Below are 25,730 nucleotides of genomic sequence, written 5' to 3' on the forward strand. Positions count from 1 at the left end.
CGGCAGGCGCGGAAACACCCCGGGGCAGAATCAGGCAAGCATTTCGCAGGATGTGTCTACCGCTGGCGCTTGCACAAACATATGCTCTGCTCCATTCCACCTCCCCTGCCGAGGATGCCGTGCATGACGTCATTCGATCGTTTTCAAGCCGAACCCAGCGCTGACATGGAAAAACAGCGCGCGGAACTGGCGGCGATCATCCGCCGCAACACCACCGACGATGGCAGCTACGAGACCGCCATCGGCTCGCTGTTCATGTCGCGCCACACAAAATCCCACGACTTTGCCCCGGTGCTCGCGCAACCGGCGCTGTGCATCATGGCGCAGGGACGCAAAGAGGTGCGGTTGGCCGATGAGTACTTCAATTACGACCCGCTGAATTATCTGGTGGTCTCGGTTTCGATGCCGTTGAGTGGACGCGTGGTCAATGTCTCGCCGGAAGAACCGATCCTCGCCGTGCGCCTGGATATCGACCCGACCGAAATCACCGCACTGATCGCTGACGCCGGCCCGATGGGCGTGCCGACCCGGCCGACCGGGCGCGGTTTGTATGTCGAGAAGATCGACAGTTCGATGCTTGATGCGGTGCTGCGTCTGGCACGTTTGCTCGATGCGCCGAAAGACATCGCCATGCTGGCGCCGCTGATTCGCCGGGAGATTCTCTATCGCTTGCTGCGCAGCCCGCAGGGGCATCGTTTGTATGAAATCGCGATTGCCAACAGTCAGAGCCATCGCATCAGCCAGGCGATCAAATGGCTCAACGGCAACTTCGAACAGCCGCTGCGCATTGATGATCTGGCCAGAGAAGTGAACCTCAGCGTCTCGACCTTGCATCACCGCTTCAAGGCGATGACGGCGATGAGTCCGTTGCAGTATCAGAAGCAGTTGCGCTTGCAAGAGGCGCGGCGGTTGATGCTGGCGGAGGGGCTGGAGGCTTCGGCGGCGGGGTATCGGGTGGGGTATGAAAGTCCGTCGCAATTCAGCCGTGAGTACAGCCGCTTGTTTGGTGCGCCGCCGTTAAGGGATTTGGCGCGGTTGCGGCTTTCGGTGTGACCGTTAGAAGCCCCTCACCCTAACCCTCCCGAAACGTCGGACCGCCCGAAGGGAGAGGGGGACTGAGTGGGGGATATTCAGGAAATACACCGACCTGAAAATGCTTCACCGAATCCATAATCGACTCGATCTCTCAGGTCGATGGACAGCACCAGACACCTCGGTCGGCCCCCTCTCCCTCCGGGCGGTCCGACGTTTCGGGAGGGCTGGGGTGAGGGTCGGCTTTCCAAGTGCTTTGACCAATCCAAAATCGACTCGATTTTTCAGGTCGATGGACATCGCCAGACACCTCGGTCGGCCCCCTCTCCCTCTGGGCGGTCCGACGTTTCGGGAGGGCTGGGGTGAGGGTCGGCTTTTACACTGCCCGGATCACATGCTTGAGCTCCTGAAACGCCGCCAACCCCCAAGGCCCGAGCTCGCGACCAATGCTGCTCTGCTTGTACCCGCCCCACGCCGCCTGCGGGAAAATCACTTGCGGCGCATTGATCCACACCATCCCCGCCTGCAAGGCATTGGCCACGCGGTCCGCCGCAGCGGCATCACTTGTCACCACGCTCGCCACCAAACCAAACAGCGTGTCATTGGCCAAGGCAATCGCCTGCGCTTCAGTGGTGAAACTGCGCACACACAGCACCGGCCCGAAAATTTCTTCACACCACAACGCGCTGTCCAGCGGTACGTCGGTGAACACGGTTGGCTGCAAGAAATAGCCGCGCGGCAGATCCGCTGGACGATTGCCGCCGCAAAGCAAACGCGCACCCGCGCTGAGCCCACGGTCGATGTGCCCGAGCACTCGCTGGTACTGCGCCTGATTGACCAGCGCACCCATTTTCACCTCCGCATCGAACGGGTCGGCTACACGAATGGCCTGCGCACGTTTCTGCAAGCGACGGAGGAATTCCTCTTCCAGCTCATCCGCAACCAGCACACGACTGGTCGCCGAACACATCTGCCCGGCATTGAAAAACGCACCGCCACACGCCAGCTCAACCGCCAGATCAATGTCGGCATCCGCCAACACCAGCAGCGAAGATTTGCCGCCCAGCTCCAGGCTGACGCCCTTCACCGTTTCCGCCGCACGCTGCATCACCTGCACGCCGACCGCATTGCTGCCGGTGAAGGAAATTTTGGCGATACGCGGGTCCGCCGACAATGGCGCACCGACCGCCAACCCTGTACCGCAGACAAGATTGAACACGCCGTTTGGCAGGCCCGATTCCGCGATGATCGCCGCCAGTTCCAGCTCCGGCAGCGGTGTCACTTCCGAAGGTTTGAGCACCACGCAGCAACCCGCCGCCAACGCCGGCGCGAGCTTCCATGCCGTGGTGACCATCGGGAAGTTCCACGGCACGATCAGCCCAACCACACCGCACGGCTCGCGGCGCAGACGTGCGCTGAAATCATCGCTGGGCAGCGGCACGTTGCTGTCCTGTCTGGCGTCGAGGCCTTCGGCGAGTTCGGCGTAATACTCGAACGTGGCGATCACGTCGTCGACATCGATGGCCGCTTCAAACTGCGGTTTACCGTTGTTGCACGATTGCAGTTTCATCAAGTGCTCGCGACCGTTGCGTACACCATTGGCGATGTTGCGCAGGATTGCGCCGCGCTCGGCACCACTGGTTTGCGACCAGCTCTTGAACGCTTCGCTGGCGGCCGCAACGGCTTGGTCGACGGCGTGCTCGTCACCGCCATTGACCGTGGTCAGCAGCGCTTCGGTGGCCGGGTTGATCACCCGCAGATGTTCGCGGCCGGCCGACCATTGGCCGTTGATGTAGAGGCCGTCGAGTGTGGTTGGAAAACTGATCATTGCGCCACCGCCTTCATCCATTGGGTCTGGTCGATTTCAATCAGGGTCGGGCCCTGACGATCGCTTGCACTACGCAACGCGGTGCGCAGTTGCTCGATGCTGCTGATCGCTTCGGCCGCGCAACCGAGACCCTTGGCCACCGCAACAAAATCCGGGGTGTAGATATCCACGCCGACCGGTTCGATGGCGCGGTTGACCATGTATTTCTTGATCTCTTCGTAGCCCTGGTTATTCCACAGCAAGACGATCACCGGCACCCGCGCTTCGACCGCGCTGGCCAGTTCCGGCAGGGTGAATTGCAGGCCGCCATCGCCGATCAGGCACACCACCGCAGGGCGCGCACCTTTGTCGAGTTGGCCGCCGAGCCACGCACCGATCGCTGCCGGCAAGGCGTAGCCGAGCGTGCCGTAACCGGTCGAGGCATTGAACCAGCGGCGCGGATGATCCGGGTTGAACGTCAGGTTGCCGGTGTACACCGGTTGCGTGGAGTCGCCGACGAATACGGCGTTCGGCAATTCATCAAGCACGGTGTCGAGGAAACGGGTTTGCGCGAGGGTCGGTGCATCCCAGCTCGCGGCCAGTTCAGCGCGCAGTTTGCCGGCGCGAGCCTGCCCCCAATCGCTGCCGCGCTCGGCGAGTTTTTCCTGCGACAGCATGTTCAACAAAGCTTGCGCGGCGTTGCGTGCGTCGGCCACCAATGCCAGGTGCGGCGGGTAGTTGCGCACGGTCTGATCGGCGTCGATATCGATGCGCAGCAGTTTGCCGGGAATCTCGAAACCGCCAGCGAACGTGACGTCGTAATCGGTCTCGGCCAGCTCGGTGCCGATGGCCAGAACCACATCGGCATCGGCGACCAGCGCGCGGGTGGCAACCAGCGTCTGGGTCGAGCCGATCAGCAACGGATGGTTGCCCGGCAGCATGCCTTTGGCATTGATCGTCAGCGCCACCGGCGCATCGAGCAACTCGGCAAGTCGGGTCAGTTCCGACGCTGCATCGATGGCACCGCCACCGGCCAGAATCAGCGGACGTCTGGCTTCAGCCAGCAGCTCGCTCATGCGTTTGACGGCAGCTGGCGCAGCGCCGGCGCGGTCGATATTGACCGGCACGCTGGCGAGCAAGTCATCGGCATTTTCGACCAGCACATCCAAGGGAATTTCGATGTGTACCGGACGTGGACGGCCGGCCTGGAACAACGCAAAAGCACGCGCCAGCACCACCGGCAATTCGGCGGCGGACATCAAGGTATGCGAGAAGGCCGCAACACCTGCGACCAGTGCGCTCTGGTTCGGCAACTCATGCAGCTTCCCGCGCCCACCGCCCAACTGACTGCGCGATTGCACGCTGGAGATCACCAGCATCGGGATCGAATCGGCGTACGCCTGGCCCATGGCGGTGGTGATGTTGGTCATGCCCGGGCCGGTGATGATGAAGCACACACCCGGTTTGCCGCGGGTGCGCGCATAACCGTCGGCCATGAAACCGGCGCCCTGCTCATGCCGAGGCGTGACGTGGCGAATGCTCGAACGCGCCAGCCCGCGATACAGCTCCACGGTGTGCACCCCGGGAATGCCGAACACCTGCTCGACCCCATAACCTTCGAGTAACTTGACCAGTACTTCGCCACACGTCGCCATGTCGATTGCCCTTCTTGTTCGCTGAAGACACCGAACCAATGTGGGAGCGAGCCTGCTCGCGAAAGCGGTGTGTCAGGCAACGGAGATGTTGAATGTCAGACCGCATTCGCGAGCAGGCTCGCTCCCACAGGGTCCGTGGAATGGCTTCATTGGAACGGTCGGCAGGTAGCGGCAACAATCGATTAAAAGTCATACTAGCCATGTCCTCACGTCATACCTTGGTTCCCCATGAAACGACTGCCTCCCCTGCCCGCCCTGCATACGTTTCTGGTCACCGCGCAGTGTTGCAACTTCACCCGCGCCGCCGAGCAGCTGCACATCACCCAGGGCGCAGTGAGCCGGCAGATTGCCGGGCTGGAAGCGCATCTCGGTTATCCGCTGTTCATCCGAATGGCCCGTGGCCTGGCGCTGACCGCCGAAGGACGTGAATGGCTACCGCGTGTGGAAAAAGTCTTCGGCCTGATCAGCGAGGCGACCGAGCAAATCGGCCTGCAGCGGGAAACCCTGCAACTCAAAGCACCGAGCTGCGTGATGCGCTGGCTGCTGCCGCGCTTGCTGCAATGGCAAAAAGAACGCCCGGACGTGCCGGTAAAACTCACCGCCTCGCTACAACACGGCGTGGACTTCCAGCGGGAGCAATTCGATGCCGCGGTGATCTACGGCCCGCCCCCGGACAACTCGCCGGGCGCACTGCACTTGTTCGACGAGCAACTGACACCGGTCTGTTCACCGGTTTTGCTCAAAGGTTCGCCAGCGCTGAATTCACCGGCGGATCTGCAACAGCATCTGCTGCTGCACCCCACTCACGATATTCAGGATTGGTCGGTGTGGCTGAACGCGGCCGAGCTGCGGCTGAACAACATCGGCAGCGGCCAGCATTTCGAAACGCTGGATCAGGCGATGTCGATGGCGTCCCACGGGACGGGGGTGGCGATCGGGGATTGGTCGTTGATTGGTGATGACTTGCGCGCGGGGCGGCTGGTGATGCCGTTTGAGTTGAAGGTGAAGACGGGGTTGGCGTATTACGTCGTCGTGCCTGCGGGAACCGAGCCTTCGCCGCAGTTGGAAGAACTGATGATCTGGCTGGTGGAGCAGGCGCATTTGCGGTGAGGCTTTTTTCCCTCACCCTAACCCTCTCCCAGAGGGAGAGGGGACTAATCGAGTTGTTTGTTTGATCTACGTCGACCTGCAATATCCAGTCGAACTCAAGTTTGAAAAGCATGGAGATCTGCTCCCTTTCCCCCTCGCCCCCTTGGGGGAGAGGGCTGGGGTGAGGGGGAAAAGATCCAGAGCCAGACCAATCCCTCAGAAACGCCTCAATCAGTAACCAACAGTAAACCGCTGACGCGAATGCTTCGGCATTTCCACTTCGTCGATCAACGCAATCGCATAATCAGCAAAAGTGATCCAGCTACGCCCTTCAGCGCTCACCAGCAAATGATCCTGGCCGGCTCGGTAACTTCCTGTGCGCTCCCCTTCGACAAACTCTGCCGACGGCGACAGGAAGGTCCAGTCCAGATCCTGCTCCTGACGCAACGCCTCAAGAAACGCCGCACCGGCACTGGCTTCAGCTTTGTACTCTGCCGGGAAACCCGCGCTGTCGATCACTCGCGTATCGTCCGGCAGCAACAGCGAACCGGCACCGCCGACCACGAGCAAACGCTTCACCCCGGCCTGCTTCACCGGCCCGACAATCGCCGCCGCCGGCACGGTGGCGAAATGCGCGGCGGTGATCACCACATCATGACCGGCCACCGCGTCTTGCAGCGCTGCGGCATCCAGCACATCGACATTCTTGCTGACCACACCGTTACGCGCGCCGATCTTCGAAGTGTCGCGGGCGATAGCGGTCACGCTATGGCCACGACGCAGGGCTTCTTCCAGCAGTTGGCTACCGGCGCGGCCGGTGGCACCAATGATTGCGATCTTGCTCATGACATTCTCCAGTTGGCTTGAGAGTGCTGCGTTTTTCAGAATCGGCTTACCACTGCATTTCACCCTTGGCGACTTTCGCGCTCAGCTCCAGCGAGCTTTCTTCACCCAGTGTCGGGTAGCGTTTTTTCATCGCGGCGATCAGTGTGGCGGAGTCTTTGGCCTTGGCGGTTTCCACGTCGAACGCCTTGATGTAGTCGGCGGTGAATTTCACGCTGGCCAGCGAACGGCTGCTGTTGCCGAGGTAATGACCCGGCACCACGGTTTGCGGCTTGAGGGTTTCGATCGAGTGCAGGGTTTCCAGCCAGTCGGCGTGGGATTGCGCGGTCTGGGTGTCAGCCATCCACACATGGATGTTCTCGGCGACAACCACACCACCGACCACGGCTTTGAGCGACGGAATCCACACAAAACTGCGATCCGGTTGTTTGCCATCGAGGCCGACCACCTGCAACTTCTGCCCTTCGAGCATCAGGCTGTCGCCCTTGAGTACGCCCGGCACGATGGTTTTCGCTGGCACATCGGCGCCCATTTTCGGACCCCAGAAGGCCAGTTTGCCGGCGACGGTTTTGTTGATGTGATCGACGGTCGGTTGCGAGGCGAGCACCTTGGCATCGGGGAACGCTTGGGTCAGGGTGTCGAGGCCGAAGTAGTAATCAGGGTCACCGTGACTGATGTAAATGGTGGTCAGGTGCTTGCCGCTGGCGCGGATATTTTCCACAACCTGTTCAGCCTGGGACTTACCGAACTGCGCATCGACGAGGATCGCGTCTTTCTCGCCGCTGACCAGCACCGAGGTCACTGGAAAAATGGCGTTAGTCCCCGGGTTGTAGACGTCGAGGGTAAGGTTGGCAGCCGCTGCATGCGCAGCGAAACCCAGGGAAGCAGTGGCGAGCAGAACGCGTTTGAGTGTAGTGAAGCCGATCATCTGTTGCTCCAGTGTCCGAATGCCGTGTTTGGCGATGGGACAGAGCTTAGTTGCCTGACTCAGTACAAAAAATGCGATGCTTGAACATAGTTTGTTTCTGAAAGCGGGCAAATCATGGATCGTCTCCAAGCAATGCGGGTGTTTGTCACCGTCGTGGATCTGGGCAGCCAGTCGGCAGCAGCCGATCATCTGGACCTTTCGCGGCCAGTGGTTTCGCGTTATCTGGCGGAGCTGGAGGACTGGGTCGGCGCACGCCTGATGCACCGCACCACGCGCAAGTTGAGCCTGACCGCCGCCGGCAGTGAAATCCTGCCCCGTTGCCGGCAGATGATCGAACTGTCGACGGACATGCAGGCCGCCGTCAGCGAACCCCACGACGCCCCGCGCGGGCTACTGCGGATCAGCGTCAGTACCTCGTTTGGCCAGGCGCAACTGGCCGATGCCGTAGCCGCTTACGTCAAACGCTACCCCGGAGTCAGCATCGACCTGCAAATGCTCGATCGCACGGTGAATCTGGTGGATGAGCGGATCGATCTGGCGATTCGTACCAGTAACGATCTCGATCCCAACCTGATCGCCCGACGCCTGACCGTTTGTCGTTCGGTGGTCTGCGCCGCGCCGGCTTATCTGCAAGACCACCCGGCGCCGTTACGGGTCGAGGAGTTGAGTCGACACAACTGCCTGACGCACTCGTATTTCGGCAAGAGCCTGTGGCATTTCGAGGAAGATGGCGAACCGGTCTCGGTGCCGGTACAGGGCAATATCAGCGCCAACGAAGCCAGTACGTTATTGCGCACGACGCTGGCCGGCGCCGGGGTGGCGATGCTGCCGACCTATCAGGCCGGGGTGCATATTCACAGCGGTGAACTGGTCCGACTGCTGCCCCATGCGGAGCCGCGACAGATGAGCATCTACGCCGTCTATGCCTCTCGCAAACACATGCCGGCGGCGCTGCGCAGCATGCTGGATTTTCTGGTGCTCAGATTCCCCGAAAACCCCGAATGGGATACCGGCCTGTAAACCCATTTAACTGTGGGAGCGAGCCTGCTCGCGAAAGCGGTGCGTCAGACACCTTTGCATTGACTGATAAACCGTATTCGCGAGCAGGCTCGCTCCCACAGTGGCTATCGATATGCTGAATGGCCAGTTACAAGCTCAAGCGCACTCGCTGGCAACTCCCCAGCGCTGACCTATGCTGAAAGTAATACCGCAGGGTATGTCGTTCAGAGGTCAACGCCATGAACATCAAAACAAGAAGGTACGTCGCGATTTTCATCACCTGCGCCGCCACGCTGGCGCTGTACGGCACCGCTGCCTGGCGGGTCGAACAGTTGCGACAGTTGCCGCGCGAGTATGCGAGCTGCAACTTCGAGCGCTGCATTCCGCACAATGCCACGCTGAACGCATTGCGCTGAGCCTGAGGTTGACTCATCACCTGTGGGAGCTGGCTTGCCAGCGATTGCGGTCTGACATTCAGCATTGAAGGTGACTGGGCCAACGCTGTCGCTGGCAAGCCAGCTCCCACAGGTTTTTGCGGCGTTTATGAGATTAATGCTCGGCCTTCAGGCTGTCGCGGAAAGCCTTTGGCGATATCCCCACCCGGCGTCGAAACAGCCGCGTGAAGTTGGTCGGGTCGGAAAACCCCAACAACTCCGACATCTCATAAATCGTCATGCTGGTGTACGTCAGCAAGCGCTTGGCCTCCAGTAACTGACGTTCATGCATGATCTGCAACGCCGGTTGCCCGGCCAGCTCACGGCACGTGCCGTTGAGGTGCGACACCGAAATCCCCAGGCGATGCGCGAGGTCTTCGACCTTCACGTGCTGCCGATATGTCTCTTCGACCAACTGAATAAAACCATTGAGGTATTCGCGCTGACGTTGCGGCCGCTGACTGGCTTTGTGCCGCACGATCGCCTGACGGCTGACCCAGACCATGATCACGCTAACCAACGAATGCATGAGCATTTCACGTGCTGGTTGATGACCGTTGTATTCGGCCTGCAACGCCGAAAACAGGCTATTGAGGTAATCGCCGTCGTTGCCTGCCGGGTAGTTTTCTGCGCTGGCCAACGCGTGTACCGAATCGCCCAGTTGCGCCTGCAAGTGGTTGATCAGCGGTGTGGCGAGGGTAACGATGAACCCTTCGACATCTTCGGAAAAACGAAAGCCGTGCACCGATAACGGTGGCAGCACTTGAATGGCCGGGGTGTCGAGTTGCGTGCGTTGCCCTTCGATCTCAAGCTCTGCCTGACCTTTGAAGACGAAGAGTAACTGGCACAAATCAGCATGGCGGTGGGGTTTGATTTCCCACTCATGTTCGCGACTGCGAGAGGAAATGGTTTCACAGTGCAGCAAGTCGGGGGTCGGCCAGTCCAGGCTTTCACCGTAGAGCTTGAACACTGGAATCGAAGGCAGCTCAGGCTTGTTCATCACTTCAATCCAGGCCTCGGGGTTGTGGGCGATAATCGCACCGATTGGCAGAATGTACAGGTATCGGCTCAGTTTTCACCTTCAATTGACAGACCCGCAAGGGAAAAATGCAAGCACTCGATCCATAAAAATCATTCAGCGGTCTTGGCCGCGTGAAGCTTGCGAGTCATAAAAACAATGAAAACGCTGAAAACCCAAGTCGCCATTATTGGCGCCGGTCCGTCCGGATTGCTCATCGGCCAGTTGTTGCACAACGCCGGCATCGACACCCTCATCCTCGAACGCCAAACGCCCGATTATGTTCTCGGCCGCATCCGCGCCGGTGTGCTTGAACAAGGCATGGTAGAGCTGTTGCGTCAGGCTGGCGTGAGTCAGCGCATGGACGCCGAAGGGTTGGTGCATGGCGGTTTCGATCTGGCGCTGGACGGGCGTCAGGTGCACATCGATCTGCACGCGCTGACCGGCGGCAAGACGGTGATGATCTACGGCCAGACCGAAGTGACTCGCGACCTGATGGCCGCTCGTCGGGAGGCTGGTGCACCGACCTTTTACCAAGCGAGCAATGTCGTTCCTCACGGCATGAAAAGCGACGAAGCTTTTGTCACCTTTGAAAAGGACGGTGAAACCTGGCGTGTGGACTGCGACTACATCGCCGGTTGCGACGGTTTCCACGGCGTCGCTCGCCAATCGATTCCGGCCGATAGCCTGAAAGTCTTCGAGCGGGTTTATCCGTTTGGCTGGCTGGGTATTCTGGCTGACACGCCGCCGGTGCATGACGAGTTGGTCTACGCCCGCCACGAACGCGGCTTTGCCTTGTGCAGCATGCGTTCGGCAACGCGCACCCGGTATTACCTGCAAGTACCGGCGGATGAAAACGTCGATGACTGGAGCGATCAGCGCTTCTGGGATGAATTGAAAAATCGTCTGCCAGTAGAGCTTGCCGAGAAACTGGTTACCGGCCCTTCGATCGAAAAAAGCATCGCGCCGCTGCGCAGTTTTGTCGTCGAGCCGATGCAGTACGGGCGGATGTTTCTGGTCGGTGATGCCGCGCACATCGTCCCGCCCACTGGCGCCAAGGGTTTGAATCTGGCAGCGAGTGACGTCAGCACGCTGTTCAATATTCTGCTGAAGGTTTACCGCGACGGGCGCACCGATCTGCTGGAGAAGTACTCGGAAATCTGCCTGCGCCGCGTGTGGAAAGCCGAGCGCTTTTCCTGGTGGATGACCTCGATGCTGCACCGCTTCGATGATCACGACGCCTTCAGCCAGCGCATCAGCGCCTCGGAACTGGACTACTTTGTCAGTTCAGAAGCAGGGCGAAAAACCATTGCAGAAAATTACGTCGGACTTCCTTATGAGGCTATCGAATAGCCTGCTACCGACTTACACTGGCGAGCATCCCCGCTCGCCTGACGATCTGCGGGACTCTCACTGCCCGCAGGTTTTGCCCGTGACCAATCTCAATCACCCCGAAACGCCCAAACCGGCCATTCGCAGCGTGCTGGTCGCGCTGATGATGGCGATTTTTCTCGGCGCGCTGGATCAAACCATCGTTGCTGTATCGATGCCGGCCATCTCTGCGCAGTTCAAGGATGTCAGCCTGCTGGCCTGGGTGATTTCCGGGTACATGGTCGCGATGACGGTGGCCGTGCCGATCTACGGCAAACTCGGCGACTTGTATGGGCGGCGCAAACTGATGCTGTTCGGCATGGGCCTGTTCACCCTCGCCTCTCTCTTTTGCGGTATGGCGCAAAGCATGGAGCAACTGGTGCTGGCGCGGATCCTTCAGGGCATCGGCGCCGGGGGGATGATCTCGGTGAGTCAGGCGATCATCGGCGACATCGTGCCGCCGCGTGAACGCGGGCGCTATCAGGGTTACTTCAGCAGTATGTACGCGGTGGCCAGTGTCGCCGGCCCGGTACTCGGCGGTTACATGACCGAGTATCTGTCGTGGCGCTGGGTGTTTCTGATCAACCTGCCGCTGGGCCTCGGGGCTTGGTGGGTAGCGCGGCGCAATCTGCGCGGCCTGCCGATTCCGCAGCGCAAACCGATCATCGATTACCTCGGCACCGTGCTGATGATCATCGGCCTCACTGCCCTGCTGCTGGGCATTACTCAGGTTGGTCAGGGTCATTCGTGGCGCAGCGGTGAAGTGCTCGGCTTGTTCGCTTGTGCGGTGGTGGTACTGGCGGTGTTTGTCTGGCACGAGCGCCGGGCGCGGGAGCCTTTGCTGCCGATGCACCTGTTTGCCAACCGCAACGCGCTGCTGTGCTGGTGCACGATTTTCTTTACCAGTTTCCAGGCGATTTCGCTGATTGTGCTGATGCCGCTGCGCTTTCAGACCGTGACCGGTGCCGGCGCTGACAGCGCGGCGTTGCACTTGCTGCCGTTGGCGATGGGGCTGCCGATTGGTGCATTTTTCGCTGGCCGGCGCACGTCGATCACCGGGCGTTACAAACCACAGATTCTGAGCGGCGCTCTGCTGATGCCGATCGCGATTCTCGGCATGGCATTCAGCCCACCGGCGGCGACGCTGATCAGCGCACTGTTCATGTTGCTCTGCGGTATTTCCAGCGGCATGCAGTTCCCGACTTCGCTGGTCGGTACACAAAATTCGGTGGAGCAACGCGACATCGGCGTAGCGACCAGCACCACCAACCTGTTTCGCTCTCTCGGCGGCGCGGTGGGCGTGGCGTTGATGTCGGCGCTGTTGCTGGCGTTGTTGCAAGATTCGAATTTTGCCCATCTGGCGAGCAGTTCGCTGATGAGCGAGGGGCATTCCGGCAACGTTCTGCTCGATGGTTTGAACGCCGCGCCGGGGGATGCGCAGGACGCCTTGCGGGCGGAATTGCTGGTGACGTTCCGGCATTTGTTGTGGGTGAGTGCGGCGGTATCGTTGCTGGGGTTGGCAGCGGCGATTGCGATGCCGAACAATCTGCTGCGCGGACGTGAGCACGGCGCCAAATAACCGCAAAAGATCGCAGCCTTCGGCAGCTCCTACAAGGGCATGCATAACCCTGTAGGAGCTGCCGAAGGCTGCGATCTTTTGATCTTCAAGGGCTGTAGTAACCGACGGCCACAAGGAAATGCCCGGCCTTCTTCAGGTAAGCATGTTTGTCCTCGACCTTGCCGGTCACCGGGTTCTTCCAGCGGTATTCATATTCACCCTCATCCTGCTTGCCGATCAGCGCCAGAATCGGCTCGCCCACCGGTTTGCCATCCGGATCCTTGATCTTGCCAAAGTCGGTGTTGATCAAGCGCAGGTTGGTGCCGTGGGCGACGTAGCGCTGGGTATTCAGATCGACCACAAACACATACAAGTCGTCCTGCAAGTAGCCACCCTTGAGCGAGTTGATCGCCGTCAGCGTGCCCTTCTCGTCTTTGCCCAAATCAGTCGCCGCTTTATCGAGCAACGCCTTGGCTTGCTCGGCCGAGGCTCGCGGCAAGTAGTAACCCACTGCCAGAATTCGCTGGCCGATGCGCTGGTAATACACGTGCTTGCGCTCGACCTTGCCATCGGCCCAATTCTGCCAACGGTATTCGGCCTGCTGGATGCCATTGCCTTCCGGCACTTTCAACGCGTCCTTGAAGGTTTTCTGCAAATCCGGGCCGAGCACCTCACTGACGTCACGACCGATCAACGCTGATGAAGGCCCGCCGCTGGCGAGCATCACGCCTTTGGTGTCGACCACGAACACGTAGCGATCCTTGTCGACGAACTCGCCCTGGCGGCTGAACGCGGCAAACGCCTTGTCGCCATTGTCGTGGTAATAGGCCAGGGCTTTCTCCAGCAAGGCAATCGCGGCCTGGCTGTCATCCTTGGCGGTAGTGGCGGCGCTGGCCTGGCCGAGGCTGGCCAGTAACATCAAACAGAGACAGGCGAATTTATGCACAAACCCCATGACGCATCCCTCGTTCTTTTTGGTGTTTCAAGAGCGTAGACGGCTTGGGAGCATGTATGGATATTCAGAGGGTTTCTGAACGTTTCGCGGATCCTGTGGTGAGGAATGGCCCCACCACAGGTGATCAAGCTTCAAGGCCGGGAATTGATCTGCTGCTGCAAATTCTGAATCTGCGCCTGAAGGGTGTTGATGTTGCGGGTCATCTGCGCACGGAAGGCGTCGAACTCGGCGGTATTGCCGCCACCCTGCGGTGCTGCCGGGCGGTTGTCCTGTTCGCTTTTGAGGACGACGATTTCCTGCTCAAGACGATCGATCGCCGCGCTCGGGTTGCCCTGCTTCTTCAACGCCGCTATATCGGCGCCGAGGCTTTTGAACTGCGCATCGAAGGCCTTCAACTGCGTGTCGACCTTGCTGGTGTCGGCCGGCGTGCTCTTGATGGTCGCCAGTTCCGCGCTCAGGGCTTTGACCTGCGCCTGCAACTGGGTGTTGGCGTTCTGCTGTTCGGTAGTCTGCGCGGTCATCTGTGCCAGACGCTTGTCCAGATCGCTGGCCTGCCCCGCTACGCCTTGCTGCTGTTTGCTCTGGTCGAGCAGCTTGCCTTCGAGCTGCTTGATCTGCAGCTTCAGCGCTTCGCTGTCGCTGGTAACGTTGGACTGACTGGCCACGACCTTGCCGGAAATATCCTGCAGGCGCCCCGCCGCCTCTTCACTAATGCGCGCAAAGCTTTCCTGGGTCGCGACCAGTTGCTGCTCCATCAGGGAAATCTGCTGAAAACTCCACCAGGCCAAGCCGATGAAGGCGAAGAACAACGCACCGACCAATGCCCACAGCGGGCCGGTGCTGGCCGCTTTGACCTTGACCACGGGCGGCGTGCGCGAGTGCACGGAGGTGCGGGCGGTGGTCGGAATGTCATCGTCGTCGAAGGTGTCGGCACGCAGGCTCGGGACATCATCGAAATCGTCGTGGGCATCATTACGCATGGACATTGAGGCAACCTTTGGGAAACGCGGTGATGGCTAAATGCTGCGAAGTATAACCGCCGCAGCCGCAGGGATTGACCCCCAAGCGGCTACACGGTTCATTGCCGCCCGGCCAATTCGTTTCAGCGGATGTCCTGAGCTTTCCACCACCCGCAGAACTCGTCGAGCGCCGACCACAGGCTGACTTTCGGATCGTAGTCGAGATAATGCCGGGCGCGGCTGATGTCGAGGGTGAAATTTTTTTTCATTACCTGCATGCCCAGGCGCGACAGGGTTGGCTCCGGGCGCCCCGGCCAGAGTTTGCAAGCGCCCTCGTTGAGCGCCGCGACGCTGTAGGCCAGACCATACGAACGGTACTTGGTGACCTGCGGCACTTCCATTTTGCGCATCACGTAATTGACCACATCCCACAGCGGCACCGGCACGCCGTTGCTGATGTTGTAGGCCTTGCCCAGTGCGGAACCGGCGGCCAGCAAGCTGCTGAGCATCGCTTCGTTGAGATTCTGCACGCTGGTGAAATCGACTTTGTTCAGGCCATTGCCGATGATCGCCAGCCGGCCCTTGCGCTGCATATTGAGCAGACGCGGGAAGATGCTCATGTCGCCGGCGCCGGTGACGAAACGCGGGCGCAGGGCGATGGTTTCCAGGCCGAATTCCTGCGCACCGAAGACCTTTTGCTCGGCCAGGTACTTGGTCGCGGCGTAGTGATGCTTGAAGCGCTTGGGCACTTGCTCTTCGGTCAGGTTGAAGTGATCGCGACCATCGAAGTAGATCGATGGCGACGACAGATGCACCAAACGGCGGACGCGCTGCTTCAGACAGGCTTCAACGACGTTTTCGGTGACCTGCACATTGCCTTGATGGAAGTCCTGATAGCGGCCCCACAGTCCGACAGCACCGGCGCAATGCACCACGGCTTCGACATCCGAGCACAGTTCGCGGACCAGGTCGGGATCGGTCAGATCGCCGGGGACAAACTCGGCACCCCGGCGCACCAGATGTTCGACGCTCTCGGCCCGGCGACCGTTGACCCGCACGTCCAGGCCCTGCTCCAAAGCGAAACGCGCAAAGCGCCCGCCAATGAAGCCGCTTGCGCCGGTGACCAAAATTTTCATGCAAAACTCCAATGAAACCAGCTGCGAGCTTCAAGCTTCGAGCTGCAAGTTTAAAACGGTGCGCAGCGCTGAACTTGCCGCTTGCAGCTTGACGCTCATGGCTGTTTCCAAGGCACCAGCCATTGCGCTGAAGCGCGCACTAATTGCTCGGTCAGCAAGCCCAGCAACTGACCGCCATTGCGCCAATGATGCCAGTACAACGGCACGCCGATCGGTTTATCTGGCAGAAGTTCGCGCAACAACCCGCGTTGCAGTTGATCGCGCACTTGCAGTTCCGGCACCAGGCCCCAGCCGAGTCCCGCTTCGGTCAGGCGGATAAAACCCTCCGAGGACGGGCACAAATGGTGTTCGAATCCACCATCGACGCCCAACGAGGCGAGATAGCGATGCTGGAGGAAATCATCCGGGCCGAATACCAGCGCCGGGGTGCGCGGCAATTGTTCGGCGCGTACGCCATCAGGGAAATGCCGTTCGATAAACGCCGGGCTGGCCAGCGCGCGATACCGCATCGCCCCGAGCAACACACTGCGCGCGCCGGCCACCGGCCGTTCGCTGGCGCAAAGGCACGCGGCGACTTCACCGGCGCGCATGCGTTTGAGGCCGACGGTCTGGTCTTCGACAATCAGATCGAGCAGCAAATGTTGTTCGGCACAGAAGTCGCCAACCGCTTCGGCCCACCATGTGGCGAGGCTGTCGGCATTAAGGGCGATGCGCAAACGTTCCGGCAAACCCTCCTCGTCCAGCGCGGGCACCAGGGTTTGCAGGTCACGCTCAAGCAGACGCACCTGCTGCACATGGTTGAGCAGACGCCGGCCGATTTCGGTCGGCGACGGTGGCGTGCCGCGAATCAACACCGGCTGACCGACCCGCGCTTCAAGCAATTTGATCCGTTGCGAGATCGCCGATTGCGACAAGCCCAGTACCTGCGCGGCCCTTTCGAATCCGGCCTGCTCGACCACGGCGGCCAAAGCGGAAAGCAATTTGTAGTCGAACATCAGTTTTCCTAATGAGCGATCAGCACTATTGGTTTTTCTTATACAGGTTTCGACCGGAGAATAGCCAGCAAGCACTCTTTCTCAAGGAACACACTTATGGCTGGCGAAACTTCACTCTCGACTCTATTGCGCAGCATGAGTCCGCAACTCAACGCCGGCGAATACGTGTTCTGCACCCTGCACGACAGTGTCTTGCCGAGCGGTCTCGAGGTTGTTGGCAGCTTCCGCGAGCAGGAAGGTCTGACGGTCATTGTCGAACGTTCCCGCGCCGAACAGGCCGGTTTCAGCTTCGACTACGTCGCCGCGTGGATCACCTTGAATGTGCATTCGGCGCTGGAAGCCGTTGGCCTCACCGCCGCGTTTGCCACGGCATTGGGCAAGGCCGGGATCAGTTGCAACGTGATTGCCGGCTATTACCACGACCACTTGTTCGTCGCTAAGGCCGATGCCGAACGCGCCATGCAAGTGCTGCGCGATCTCGCAGCCAACGCGGAGTAAATCTTATGTGGCAAAGTTATATGAACGGCCTGCTGGTGGCGTTCGGGCTGATCATGGCGATCGGCACGCAGAACGCTTTTGTATTGGCACAGAGCTTGCGCCGTGAACACCACTTGCCCGTGGCGGCGTTGTGCGTGGTTTGCGATGCGCTGCTGGTGGCGGCCGGAGTATTCGGGCTGGCGACGATTCTGGCGCAGAACCCGACGTTGCTGGCCATTGCCCGTTGGGGCGGCGCGACGTTTCTGATCTGGTACGGCAGCCAGGCGCTGCGCCGGGCCTGTTCGAAACAGAGCATGGATCAAGGCGAAAACCAGACGGTGCGCTCGTTGCGGGCGGTGATGCTCAGTGCGTTGGCAGTGACGCTGCTCAACCCGCACGTTTACCTGGATACCGTGTTGTTGATCGGCTCGCTCGGCGCGCAACAATCGGTGCCGGGTGCTTATGTAGTGGGCGCGGCGAGTGCTTCGTTGCTGTGGTTTTTCACGTTGGCATTGGGCGCTGCGTGGTTGGCACCATATCTGGCCCGTCCGAGTACCTGGCGGATTCTCGATCTGGTGGTGGCGTTGATGATGTTTACCGTGGCCGGGCAATTAATTTTCGCCAGCTGATTTATTCCAAAAGGCTAAGGGGATGCCCTCACTAAATGACGGTCGCGCCGCCGCCCCGTAAAGCGCTTGCGCTTTACGGGGCGGCGGCCCTTCGGGTTGGAGCTGTGATCGTGCCAAGCGGCGTTGCAGGACTCGAAGAGGCAAAAAGCATCCTCTTCGTCCTGCGCCTTGCTTGGCACGATCACAGTTCCAACGCGATCCGTCATTTAGTGAGGGCATCCCCTTGAACCTCTATCCCACACAGTTGTTGCGTGGTTATGGCGCAACCCCGGTGCTATGATCGAAACCCTGCGCCGCAAAGAGTAAAAACTCGCCGGTGCATTTCTGGCCGCCCGTGATCGGCCTTGCGCTCACCGCAACAGACCTGATTAGGAGAATCATCATGGCTTTCGAATTGCCGCCGCTGCCTTACGCACACGATGCCCTGCAGCCGCACATTTCCAAGGAAACCCTGGAATACCACCACGACAAGCACCACAACACCTATGTCGTGAACCTGAACAACCTGGTGCCAGGCACCGAGTTCGAAGGCAAGACCCTGGAAGAAATCGTCAAGACTTCCTCGGGCGGTATCTTCAACAACGCCGCTCAGGTCTGGAACCACACTTTCTACTGGAACTGCCTGGCGCCAAACGCCGGCGGTCAACCAACCGGCGCACTGGCTGAAGCCATCAACGCTGCTTTCGGTTCGTTCGACAAGTTCAAGGAAGAGTTCAGCAAAACCTCGATCGGCACCTTCGGTTCCGGCTGGGGCTGGCTGGTGAAAAAGGCTGACGGTTCCCTGGCCCTGGCCAGCACCATCGGCGCCGGCAACCCGCTGACCAGCGGCGACACCCCGCTGCTGACCTGCGACGTCTGGGAACACGCTTACTACATCGACTACCGCAACGTTCGTCCGAAGTATGTCGAAGCGTTCTGGAACCTGGTCAACTGGAAGTTCGTTGCTGAGCAGTTCGAAGGCAAAACCTTCACCGCTTAAGCTGCGCGCCAGTCAAAAAACCCGGCTTTTGCCGGGTTTTTTTATGGGCGTTCGATGATCGTTCCCACGCTCCTGCGTGGGAATGCATACCGTGACGCTCCGCGTCACTGGACGCAGAGCGTCCCTGGAGGCATTCCCACGCTGAGCGTGGGAACGATCAATGGCGTTTCTCTCACGATGAAAACTGTCTGCCGCTGCTTGCTGCCATGCCACTGCGGACTAACATCAAAAAGAGGAAAAAATGCTGCGAACCGCTCAAGTTGAAGGCCGAAACTACCGACACAGTACAAATAGGGCTAATACTCCAGACAGCAGCATTTCGGCCAAGGCCACGGGCAAATCATCCCCGGTCTGATTGTCCCTTTGACTGCCAACACCGGATTGCCAATACTCATGGCAACTTGACGCTACCCGCACGGAACAAGGAATAACCCTTTGAAGCTGGAACTCAAGAACAGCTTGTCGGTGAAGTTGCTCCGGGTCGTGCTCCTGTCGGCATTGATCGTCGGCGTAGTCTTGAGCTGCGCGCAGATTGTTTTCGATGCTTACAAAACCCGTCAGGCGGTTGCTGGCGACGCCGAACGCATCCTCGACATGTTCCGCGACCCGTCGACCCAGGCCGTTTACAGCCTGGACCGGGAGATGGGCATGCAGGTGATCGAAGGCCTGTTCCAGGACGATGCCGTGCGTCAGGCCTCCATCGGCCATCCCAACGAAGCCATGCTCGCGCAGAAATCCCGCGAGTTGCAGCATTCCAACAGTCGCTGGCTGACCGACCTGATCCTCGGTCAGGAACGCACCTTCACCACACAGTTGGTGGGGCGTGGCCCGTACAGTGAGTATTACGGCGATTTGAGTATCACCCTCGACACCGCCACTTATGGCGAAGGGTTTATCGTCAGTTCGGTGATCATCTTCATTTCCGGCGTGTTGCGCGCACTGGCCATGGGTCTGGTGCTGTATCTGGTCTATCACTGGCTGCTGACCAAGCCGCTGTCGCGGATCATCGAGCACCTCACCGAGATCAACCCGGATCGCCCCAGCGAGCACAAGATCCCGCAGCTCAAGGGCCATGAAAAAAACGAACTGGGTATCTGGATCAACACCGCCAATCAGTTGCTTGAGTCGATCGAACGCAACACCCATCTGCGCCACGAAGCGGAAAACAGTCTGCTGCGCATGGCCCAATACGACTTCCTCACCGGCCTGCCGAACCGTCAGCAACTCCAGCAGCAACTGGACAAGATTCTGGTCGACGCCGGCAAGCTGCAACGGCGGGTCGCGGTGTTGTGCGTGGGGCTGGATGATTTCAAAGGCATCAACGAGCAGTTCAGCTACCAGACCGGCGACCAATTGTTGCTGGCCTTGGCTGATCGTTTGCGTGCCCATAGCGGTCGCTTGGGCGCCCTCGCCCGCCTGGGTGGCGATCAGTTCGCCCTGGTCCAGGCCGACATCGAACAACCTTACGAAGCAGCGGAACTGGCGCAAAGCATCCTTGATGATCTGGAAGCGGCGTTTGCCCTCGACCATCAGGAAATCCGTCTGCGCGCGACCATCGGCATCACCCTGTTCCCGGAGGATGGCGACAGCACCGAGAAGCTGTTGCAGAAGGCCGAGCAGACCATGACGCTGGCCAAGACCCGCTCGCGCAACCGCTATCAGTTCTATATCGCTAGCGTCGACAGCGAGATGCGTCGCCGTCGCGAGCTGGAAAAAGACCTGCGTGATGCCTTGCTGCGCGATCAGTTCTACCTGGTTTATCAGCCGCAGATCAGCTATCGCGATCACCGCGTGGTCGGCGTCGAAGCGCTGATTCGCTGGCAGCATCCGGAACACGGTCTGGTGCCGCCGGACCTGTTCATTCCGCTGGCCGAGCAGAACGGCACAATCATCGCCATCGGCGAATGGGTGCTCGATCAGGCCTGCAAACAACTGCGCGAATGGCACGATCAAGGTTTTGCCGACCTGCGCATGGCGGTCAATCTGTCCACCGTGCAATTGCACCACGCCGAACTGCCGCGCGTGGTCAATAACCTGCTGCAGATGTACCGCCTGCCGCCGCGCAGCCTGGAACTGGAAGTCACCGAAACCGGCCTGATGGAAGACATCAGCACCGCCGCGCAGCACTTGCTCAGCCTGCGCCGCTCCGGCGCACTGATCGCCATTGACGACTTCGGCACCGGTTATTCATCGCTCAGTTATCTGAAAAGCCTGCCGCTGGACAAGATCAAGATCGACAAGAGCTTCGTGCAGGATCTGCTCGATGACGACGACGATGCAACCATCGTTCGCGCGATCATTCAACTGGGCAAGAGCCTCGGCATGCAAGTGATCGCCGAGGGCGTGGAAACCGCCGAGCAGGAAAGCTACATCATTTCCGAAGGCTGCCACGAAGGTCAGGGCTATCACTACAGCAAGCCGTTGCCGGCGCGCGAGCTGGGCGCCTATCTCAAACAGGCGCAACGCAGTAACGCGGCCATTCTCTAAAAGCAAAGATCGCAGCCTGCGACAGCTCCTACATGAATCGCATTCCCCTGTAGGAGCTGTCGAGTGCAACGAGGCTGCGATCTTTTGATCTGTGCCATCACACCGACGTAAATAAGAAATATTTCCAGCCACAACCCTTTACACATAATGCGAAAGATTTGCATTATGTCGCAGTTTTGCGCACCCCCAGCGCGAGTCCACTCAACTATCGAAGCAGGATGTTCGCCATGATTCGTATGCCTCTGGCTACCGCCAGTCTGCTGGCCATCGCTATTTCCCTCGCCGGTTGCGGCGAAGGCAAAGACAAGGCTGCCGCTCCGGCCGCACCGACGCCAGCCGCCAGCACCACCGCTCCAGCGGCTGCGCCTGCCGCTGCCGGTAAAGTCGACGAAGCCGCCGCCAAGGCTGTGGTCGCGCACTACGCCGACATGGTCTTCGCCGTTTACAGCGATGCCGAATCCACCGCGAAAACCCTGCAGACCGCCGTCGATGCCTTCCTCGCCAAGCCGAACGCCGACACCCTGAAAGCCGCCAAGGCTGCCTGGGTCGCCGCGCGCGTTCCGTACCTGCAGAGTGAAGTGTTCCGCTTCGGCAACACCATCATCGACGACTGGGAAGGTCAGGTTAACGCCTGGCCGCTGGACGAGGGTCTGATCGACTACGTCGACAAATCCTACGAGCACGCACTGGGTAACCCGGGCGCCACCGCCAACATCATCGCCAACACCGAAGTTCAGGTCGGCGAAGACAAGGTCGACGTCAAAGACATCACCCCGGAAAAACTCGCCAGCCTCAATGAGCTGGGCGGATCCGAAGCCAACGTCGCCACCGGCTACCACGCCATCGAATTCCTGCTCTGGGGCCAGGATCTGAACGGCACCGGCCCTGGCGCTGGCAACCGTCCTGCATCCGATTACCTGGAAGGCGCCGGTGCCACTGGCGGTCACAACGATCGTCGTCGTGCCTACCTGAAGTCGGTGACCCAACTGCTGGTCAGCGACCTGGAAGAAATGGTCGGCAACTGGAAGCCGAACGTGGCTGACAACTACCGCGCCACCCTGGAAGCCGAGCCGGGCGAAACCGGTCTGCGCAAAATGCTCTTCGGCATGGGCAGCCTGTCCCTGGGCGAACTGGCGGGCGAGCGCATGAAGGTTTCCCTCGAAGCCAACTCCCCTGAAGACGAGCAGGACTGCTTCAGCGACAACACGCACAACTCGCACTTCTATGATGCCAAAGGCATTCGTAACGTCTATCTGGGCGAGTACACCCGTGTTGACGGCACCAAAATGACCGGCGCCAGCCTGTCGTCGCTGGTGGCCAAGGCTGACCCGGCTGCCGACACCGCACTGAAAGCCGATCTGGCCGCTACCGAAGCCAAGATCCAGGTCATGGTCGATCACGCCAACAAGGGTGAGCACTACGACCAGTTGATCGCTGCGGGTAACACCGCTGGCAATCAGATCGTTCGCGACGCCATCGCCTCGCTGGTCAAGCAGACCGGTTCGATCGAAGCCGCTGCCGGCAAACTGGGCATCAGCGACCTGAACCCGGACAACGCTGATCACGAGTTCTGATCACCGCGTCCGATTCAAAAAAGGCGACCTTCGGGTCGCCTTTTTCATGCCTGCCCTACACGGCCCACTGTAGGAGCTGCCGAAGGCTGCGATCTTTTGACTTTGCTTCTAAAAAAGACAGATCAAAAGATCGCAGCCTTCGGCAGCTCCTACAGGGGTTTTGCATTGCTCTTCAGATTTGCGCTGTATCAAGCAAACGATAATTCCTCTTATTCAATCATCCCGGCCCTGTTAGACTTTGCGCCTTTGTTTTCGCCCGTCCGCAGGATGTCTGATGCCCTCGCTGCCTCTTCGCTTGTCCGCACTGTTGCTGGCCCTGGGCCTGAGTGCCTGCGATGACGCCCCGCGTTTCACCAAAGCCGAGCCTGGTGAAGCACGTTCGGGCGGTGCAGCGACTGTGCGCAAGACCGATCAGAACGCATTCTCCCTGCCCTCGGCCAATCTGCCGCCGTCACGGCGAGTGGATTTCAGCGTCGGCAACAGTTTCTTCCGCAGCCCGTGGGTGATCGCGCCGTCGACCACCACCGCCCGCGATGGTCTCGGGCCACTGTTCAATACCAATGCCTGTCAGGGCTGCCATATCAAGGACGGTCGCGGTCATCCGCCGCCACCGGATGCACCTAACGCTGTGTCCATGCTCGTGCGTCTGTCGATTCCCGACACGCCGGAATTCGCCAAAGTCATCGAGCAAGTCGGCGTGGTACCGGAGCCGGTGTACGGCGGCCAGTTCCAGGACATGGCCGTGCCCGGCGTCGTCCCGGAAGGCAAGGTTCGCGTCGATTACACGCCAGTGCCGATTCGCTTCAGGGACGGCACCGAAGTCGAATTGCGCAAACCTGTCTTGCAGATCACTCAACTCGGCTACGGCCCGATGCACCCGGACACGCGTTTTTCCGCACGGGTTGCGCCGCCGATGATTGGTCTGGGCCTGCTCGAAGCGATTCCCGAAGAAGCAATCCTCGCCAACGCTGCCGCACAGGCCAAAGACAACAAAGGCATCAATGGCCGCCCCAATCAGGTCTGGGATGACGCCTTGCAGAAAACCGTCATGGGCAGATTCGGCTGGAAAGCCGGCCAACCGAACCTCAATCAACAAAATGTTCACGCGTTTTCCGGTGACATGGGCCTCACGACCAGTCTGCGCCCCTTCGATGACTGCACGGACGCACAAACCGCCTGCAAACAGGCGCCGAACGGCAATGGTCCGGACGGTGAGCCGGAAGTCAGCGATAACATCCTGCGTCTGGTGTTGTTCTACAGCCGCAATCTCGCTGTGCCGGCACGTCGTGGCGTCAACGATGCAGAAGTGCTGGCCGGCAAGAACCTGTTTTTCCAGGCCGGCTGCGATGCCTGCCACACCCCGAAATACACCACCGCCGCCAACGCCGCCGAACCTGAACTGGCCAATCAAGTGATTCGCCCGTACAGCGATCTGCTGCTGCATGACATGGGCGACGGTCTGGCCGACAACCGCACGGAATTCCAAGCCTCCGGCCGCGACTGGCGCACCCCGCCGTTGTGGGGCATCGGCCTGACGCAAGCGGTCAGTGGCCACACCCAGTTTCTGCATGACGGTCGCGCGCGCAATCTGCTCGAGGCCGTGCTCTGGCATGGCGGCGAAGCGACAGCCGCGCAGCAACAGGTTTTGTCTTTCAACGCCGAGCAGCGTGCCGCGCTGCTGGCGTTTTTGAACTCACTTTAAACACTGATAAAAGAATCGGGAGCCCGACATGTTCCGTCCCAAGCTACTGTTCACCAGCCTTGCCGCGCTCGCCCTCGGCGCCTGCTCGCCGCAGGATCCGCAAGCGGTCACCTCGGCGGCCATCGCCAAATCGGTGATCCTGCCGACCTACACCCGTTGGGTCGAAGCCGACAAGCAACTGGCGGTCAGTGCCCTCGCCTACTGCCAGGGCAAAGAAACCCTGGAGACCGCCCGTGCCGACTTCCTCCACGCGCAGAAAGCCTGGGCCGAGCTGCAACCGCTGTTGATCGGCCCGCTGGCCGAGGGCAACCGTTCGTGGCAGGTGCAGTTCTGGCCGGACAAGAAGAACCTCGTCGGCCGTCAGGTCGAGCAACTGGTGGTCGCCCAGCCGCAGATCGATGCCGCCGCTTTGGCCAAATCCAGTGTGGTCGTGCAAGGCCTGTCGGCCTACGAATACATCCTCTTCGACGCCAAGCCTGACGTGGCCAATGCCGAACAGAAAGCCAAGTACTGCCCGCTGTTGATCGCCATCGGCGAGCGTCAGAAGCAACTGGCTGAAGAGATTCTGCAGGGCTGGAACAACAGCGACGGCATGCTGGCGCAGATGACCAAGTTCCCTAACCAGCGCTACGCCGACTCCCACGAAGCGATCGCCGATCTGCTGCGTGTGCAAGTCACCGCGCTGGACACCCTGAAGAAAAAACTCGGCACGCCAATGGGCCGCCAGAGCAAGGGCGTGCCACAGCCGTTCCAGGCCGATGCATGGCGCAGCCAGTCGTCCCTGACCGCACTGGAAGCCAGCCTCGCCGCTGCCAAAACCGTGTGGGAAGGCGTCGACAACAAAGGCCTGCGCGGTCTGTTGCCGGCTGAGCAAAAGCCATTGGCCGACAAGATCGATGCCGCTTACGCCGCGTCGCTGAAACTGTTCGACAGCACCCAGCGTTCGCTCGGCGAAATGCTTGAAGACGACGCCGGTCGCCAGCAACTCAATGATATCTACGACAGCCTCAACGTCGTCCATCGCCTGCACGAAGGCGAACTGGCCAAGGCGCTGGGCATCCAACTGGGCTTCAACGCCAACGACGGTGACTGATGAGGGCAAG

Annotated in this window: 22 protein-coding genes; 13 read left to right on the plus strand and 9 right to left on the minus strand. The window is 60.1% G+C overall.

Annotated features, from left to right (window positions below; translation table 11 throughout):
- Positions 1-123: 123 nt before the first annotated feature.
- Entirely contained in the window at positions 124-1,053 is a 930-nt protein-coding gene (locus M5G26_RS25790; protein ID WP_134178354.1) for an AraC family transcriptional regulator, read from the plus strand.
- A gap of 355 nt (positions 1,054-1,408) precedes the next feature.
- On the opposite strand, the gene M5G26_RS25795 is transcribed toward M5G26_RS25790, so the two are convergent.
- Positions 1,409-2,857 (minus strand): aldehyde dehydrogenase family protein, encoded by a 1,449-nt coding sequence (locus M5G26_RS25795; protein WP_273916859.1) that lies wholly within the window; start codon positions 2,855-2,857, stop codon positions 1,409-1,411.
- Positions 2,857-4,494, minus strand: a complete 1,638-nt coding sequence (locus M5G26_RS25800; protein ID WP_273916823.1) for a 5-guanidino-2-oxopentanoate decarboxylase — start codon at positions 4,492-4,494, stop codon at positions 2,857-2,859. Before M5G26_RS25800 ends, M5G26_RS25795 begins: the two co-directional genes overlap by 1 nt.
- Before the next feature lie 228 nt (positions 4,495-4,722).
- Here M5G26_RS25800 and M5G26_RS25810 point away from each other — a divergent pair, with 228 nt between their 5' ends.
- A complete protein-coding gene (locus tag M5G26_RS25810; RefSeq protein ID WP_134178351.1) occupies positions 4,723-5,604 on the plus strand; it encodes a LysR substrate-binding domain-containing protein in 882 nt (293 codons plus the stop codon).
- A 210-nt stretch (positions 5,605-5,814) separates the two neighbouring features.
- On the opposite strand, the gene M5G26_RS25815 is transcribed toward M5G26_RS25810, so the two are convergent.
- Together M5G26_RS25815 and M5G26_RS25820 are read right to left on the minus strand one after the other, a co-directional pair.
- The gene (locus tag M5G26_RS25815) at positions 5,815-6,429 is read right to left on the minus strand and encodes an NAD(P)-dependent oxidoreductase (RefSeq protein ID WP_134178350.1); all 615 of its coding nucleotides are present in this window, start codon (positions 6,427-6,429) and stop codon (positions 5,815-5,817) included.
- A 46-nt stretch (positions 6,430-6,475) separates the two neighbouring features.
- On the minus strand, positions 6,476-7,354 hold the full coding sequence (locus tag M5G26_RS25820; protein WP_273916825.1) for an MBL fold metallo-hydrolase: 879 nt from the start codon (positions 7,352-7,354) through the stop codon (positions 6,476-6,478).
- A gap of 114 nt (positions 7,355-7,468) precedes the next feature.
- Here M5G26_RS25820 and M5G26_RS25825 point away from each other — a divergent pair, with 114 nt between their 5' ends.
- Together M5G26_RS25825 and M5G26_RS25830 are read left to right on the plus strand one after the other, a co-directional pair.
- Entirely contained in the window at positions 7,469-8,374 is a 906-nt protein-coding gene (locus tag M5G26_RS25825; protein WP_273916826.1) for a LysR family transcriptional regulator, read from the plus strand.
- 218 nt (positions 8,375-8,592) lie between these two features.
- Positions 8,593-8,769, plus strand: coding sequence for a hypothetical protein (locus M5G26_RS25830; RefSeq protein WP_007912636.1), 177 nt, complete (start codon positions 8,593-8,595; stop codon positions 8,767-8,769).
- 133 nt (positions 8,770-8,902) lie between these two features.
- Here the strand turns inward: M5G26_RS25830 and M5G26_RS25835 are convergent, their stop codons facing one another.
- Complete coding sequence (locus M5G26_RS25835) at positions 8,903-9,787, minus strand: helix-turn-helix domain-containing protein (protein WP_134178347.1); 885 nt, start codon at positions 9,785-9,787, stop codon at positions 8,903-8,905.
- A 186-nt stretch (positions 9,788-9,973) separates the two neighbouring features.
- Between M5G26_RS25835 and pobA the strand changes: the two genes are divergently transcribed.
- Both pobA and M5G26_RS25845 read left to right on the plus strand, forming a co-directional pair.
- Positions 9,974-11,158 (plus strand): 4-hydroxybenzoate 3-monooxygenase, encoded by a 1,185-nt coding sequence (pobA, locus tag M5G26_RS25840; protein WP_273916860.1) that lies wholly within the window; start codon positions 9,974-9,976, stop codon positions 11,156-11,158.
- A 79-nt stretch (positions 11,159-11,237) separates the two neighbouring features.
- Positions 11,238-12,755, plus strand: coding sequence for an MDR family MFS transporter (locus tag M5G26_RS25845; RefSeq protein WP_273916827.1), 1,518 nt, complete (start codon positions 11,238-11,240; stop codon positions 12,753-12,755).
- A gap of 85 nt (positions 12,756-12,840) precedes the next feature.
- Here the strand turns inward: M5G26_RS25845 and M5G26_RS25850 are convergent, their stop codons facing one another.
- The 4 genes from M5G26_RS25850 to M5G26_RS25865 all read right to left on the minus strand — a co-directional run bounded on the left by M5G26_RS25850 (position 12,841) and on the right by M5G26_RS25865 (position 16,779).
- A complete protein-coding gene (locus tag M5G26_RS25850) occupies positions 12,841-13,689 on the minus strand; it encodes a cache domain-containing protein (RefSeq protein WP_150693246.1) in 849 nt (282 codons plus the stop codon).
- 131 nt (positions 13,690-13,820) lie between these two features.
- Positions 13,821-14,675, minus strand: a complete 855-nt coding sequence (locus tag M5G26_RS25855) for an ATPase (RefSeq protein WP_134178343.1) — start codon at positions 14,673-14,675, stop codon at positions 13,821-13,823.
- 116 nt (positions 14,676-14,791) lie between these two features.
- Positions 14,792-15,784 (minus strand): NAD-dependent epimerase/dehydratase family protein, encoded by a 993-nt coding sequence (locus M5G26_RS25860; protein WP_093430546.1) that lies wholly within the window; start codon positions 15,782-15,784, stop codon positions 14,792-14,794.
- 95 nt (positions 15,785-15,879) lie between these two features.
- Positions 15,880-16,779: a LysR family transcriptional regulator ArgP gene (locus tag M5G26_RS25865; protein WP_273916828.1), complete on the minus strand. Its 900-nt coding sequence runs from the start codon at positions 16,777-16,779 to the stop codon at positions 15,880-15,882.
- Positions 16,780-16,875: 96 nt separating this feature from the next.
- Here M5G26_RS25865 and M5G26_RS25870 point away from each other — a divergent pair, with 96 nt between their 5' ends.
- The 7 genes from M5G26_RS25870 to M5G26_RS25900 all read left to right on the plus strand — a co-directional run bounded on the left by M5G26_RS25870 (position 16,876) and on the right by M5G26_RS25900 (position 25,720).
- Complete coding sequence (locus M5G26_RS25870) at positions 16,876-17,277, plus strand: ACT domain-containing protein (RefSeq protein ID WP_273916829.1); 402 nt, start codon at positions 16,876-16,878, stop codon at positions 17,275-17,277.
- 5 nt (positions 17,278-17,282) lie between these two features.
- Positions 17,283-17,885, plus strand: a complete 603-nt coding sequence (locus M5G26_RS25875; protein WP_273916830.1) for a LysE/ArgO family amino acid transporter — start codon at positions 17,283-17,285, stop codon at positions 17,883-17,885.
- A 382-nt stretch (positions 17,886-18,267) separates the two neighbouring features.
- A complete protein-coding gene (locus M5G26_RS25880) occupies positions 18,268-18,864 on the plus strand; it encodes a superoxide dismutase (protein WP_007918933.1) in 597 nt (198 codons plus the stop codon).
- A 435-nt stretch (positions 18,865-19,299) separates the two neighbouring features.
- Positions 19,300-21,351, plus strand: a complete 2,052-nt coding sequence (locus tag M5G26_RS25885; RefSeq protein ID WP_038366843.1) for a putative bifunctional diguanylate cyclase/phosphodiesterase — start codon at positions 19,300-19,302, stop codon at positions 21,349-21,351.
- Positions 21,352-21,578: 227 nt separating this feature from the next.
- Complete coding sequence (locus tag M5G26_RS25890; protein ID WP_007918935.1) at positions 21,579-22,925, plus strand: imelysin family protein; 1,347 nt, start codon at positions 21,579-21,581, stop codon at positions 22,923-22,925.
- A gap of 274 nt (positions 22,926-23,199) precedes the next feature.
- Positions 23,200-24,627, plus strand: a complete 1,428-nt coding sequence (locus M5G26_RS25895) for a di-heme oxidoreductase family protein (RefSeq protein WP_273916832.1) — start codon at positions 23,200-23,202, stop codon at positions 24,625-24,627.
- Positions 24,628-24,655: 28 nt separating this feature from the next.
- The gene (locus M5G26_RS25900; RefSeq protein ID WP_102901054.1) at positions 24,656-25,720 is read left to right on the plus strand and encodes an imelysin family protein; all 1,065 of its coding nucleotides are present in this window, start codon (positions 24,656-24,658) and stop codon (positions 25,718-25,720) included.
- The last annotated feature ends 10 nt before the right edge of the window (positions 25,721-25,730 follow it).

Origin of the sequence: Pseudomonas sp. TNT2022 ID642 (genome assembly GCF_028656995.1) — a bacterium.
Lineage (GTDB): Bacteria > Pseudomonadota > Gammaproteobacteria > Pseudomonadales > Pseudomonadaceae > Aquipseudomonas.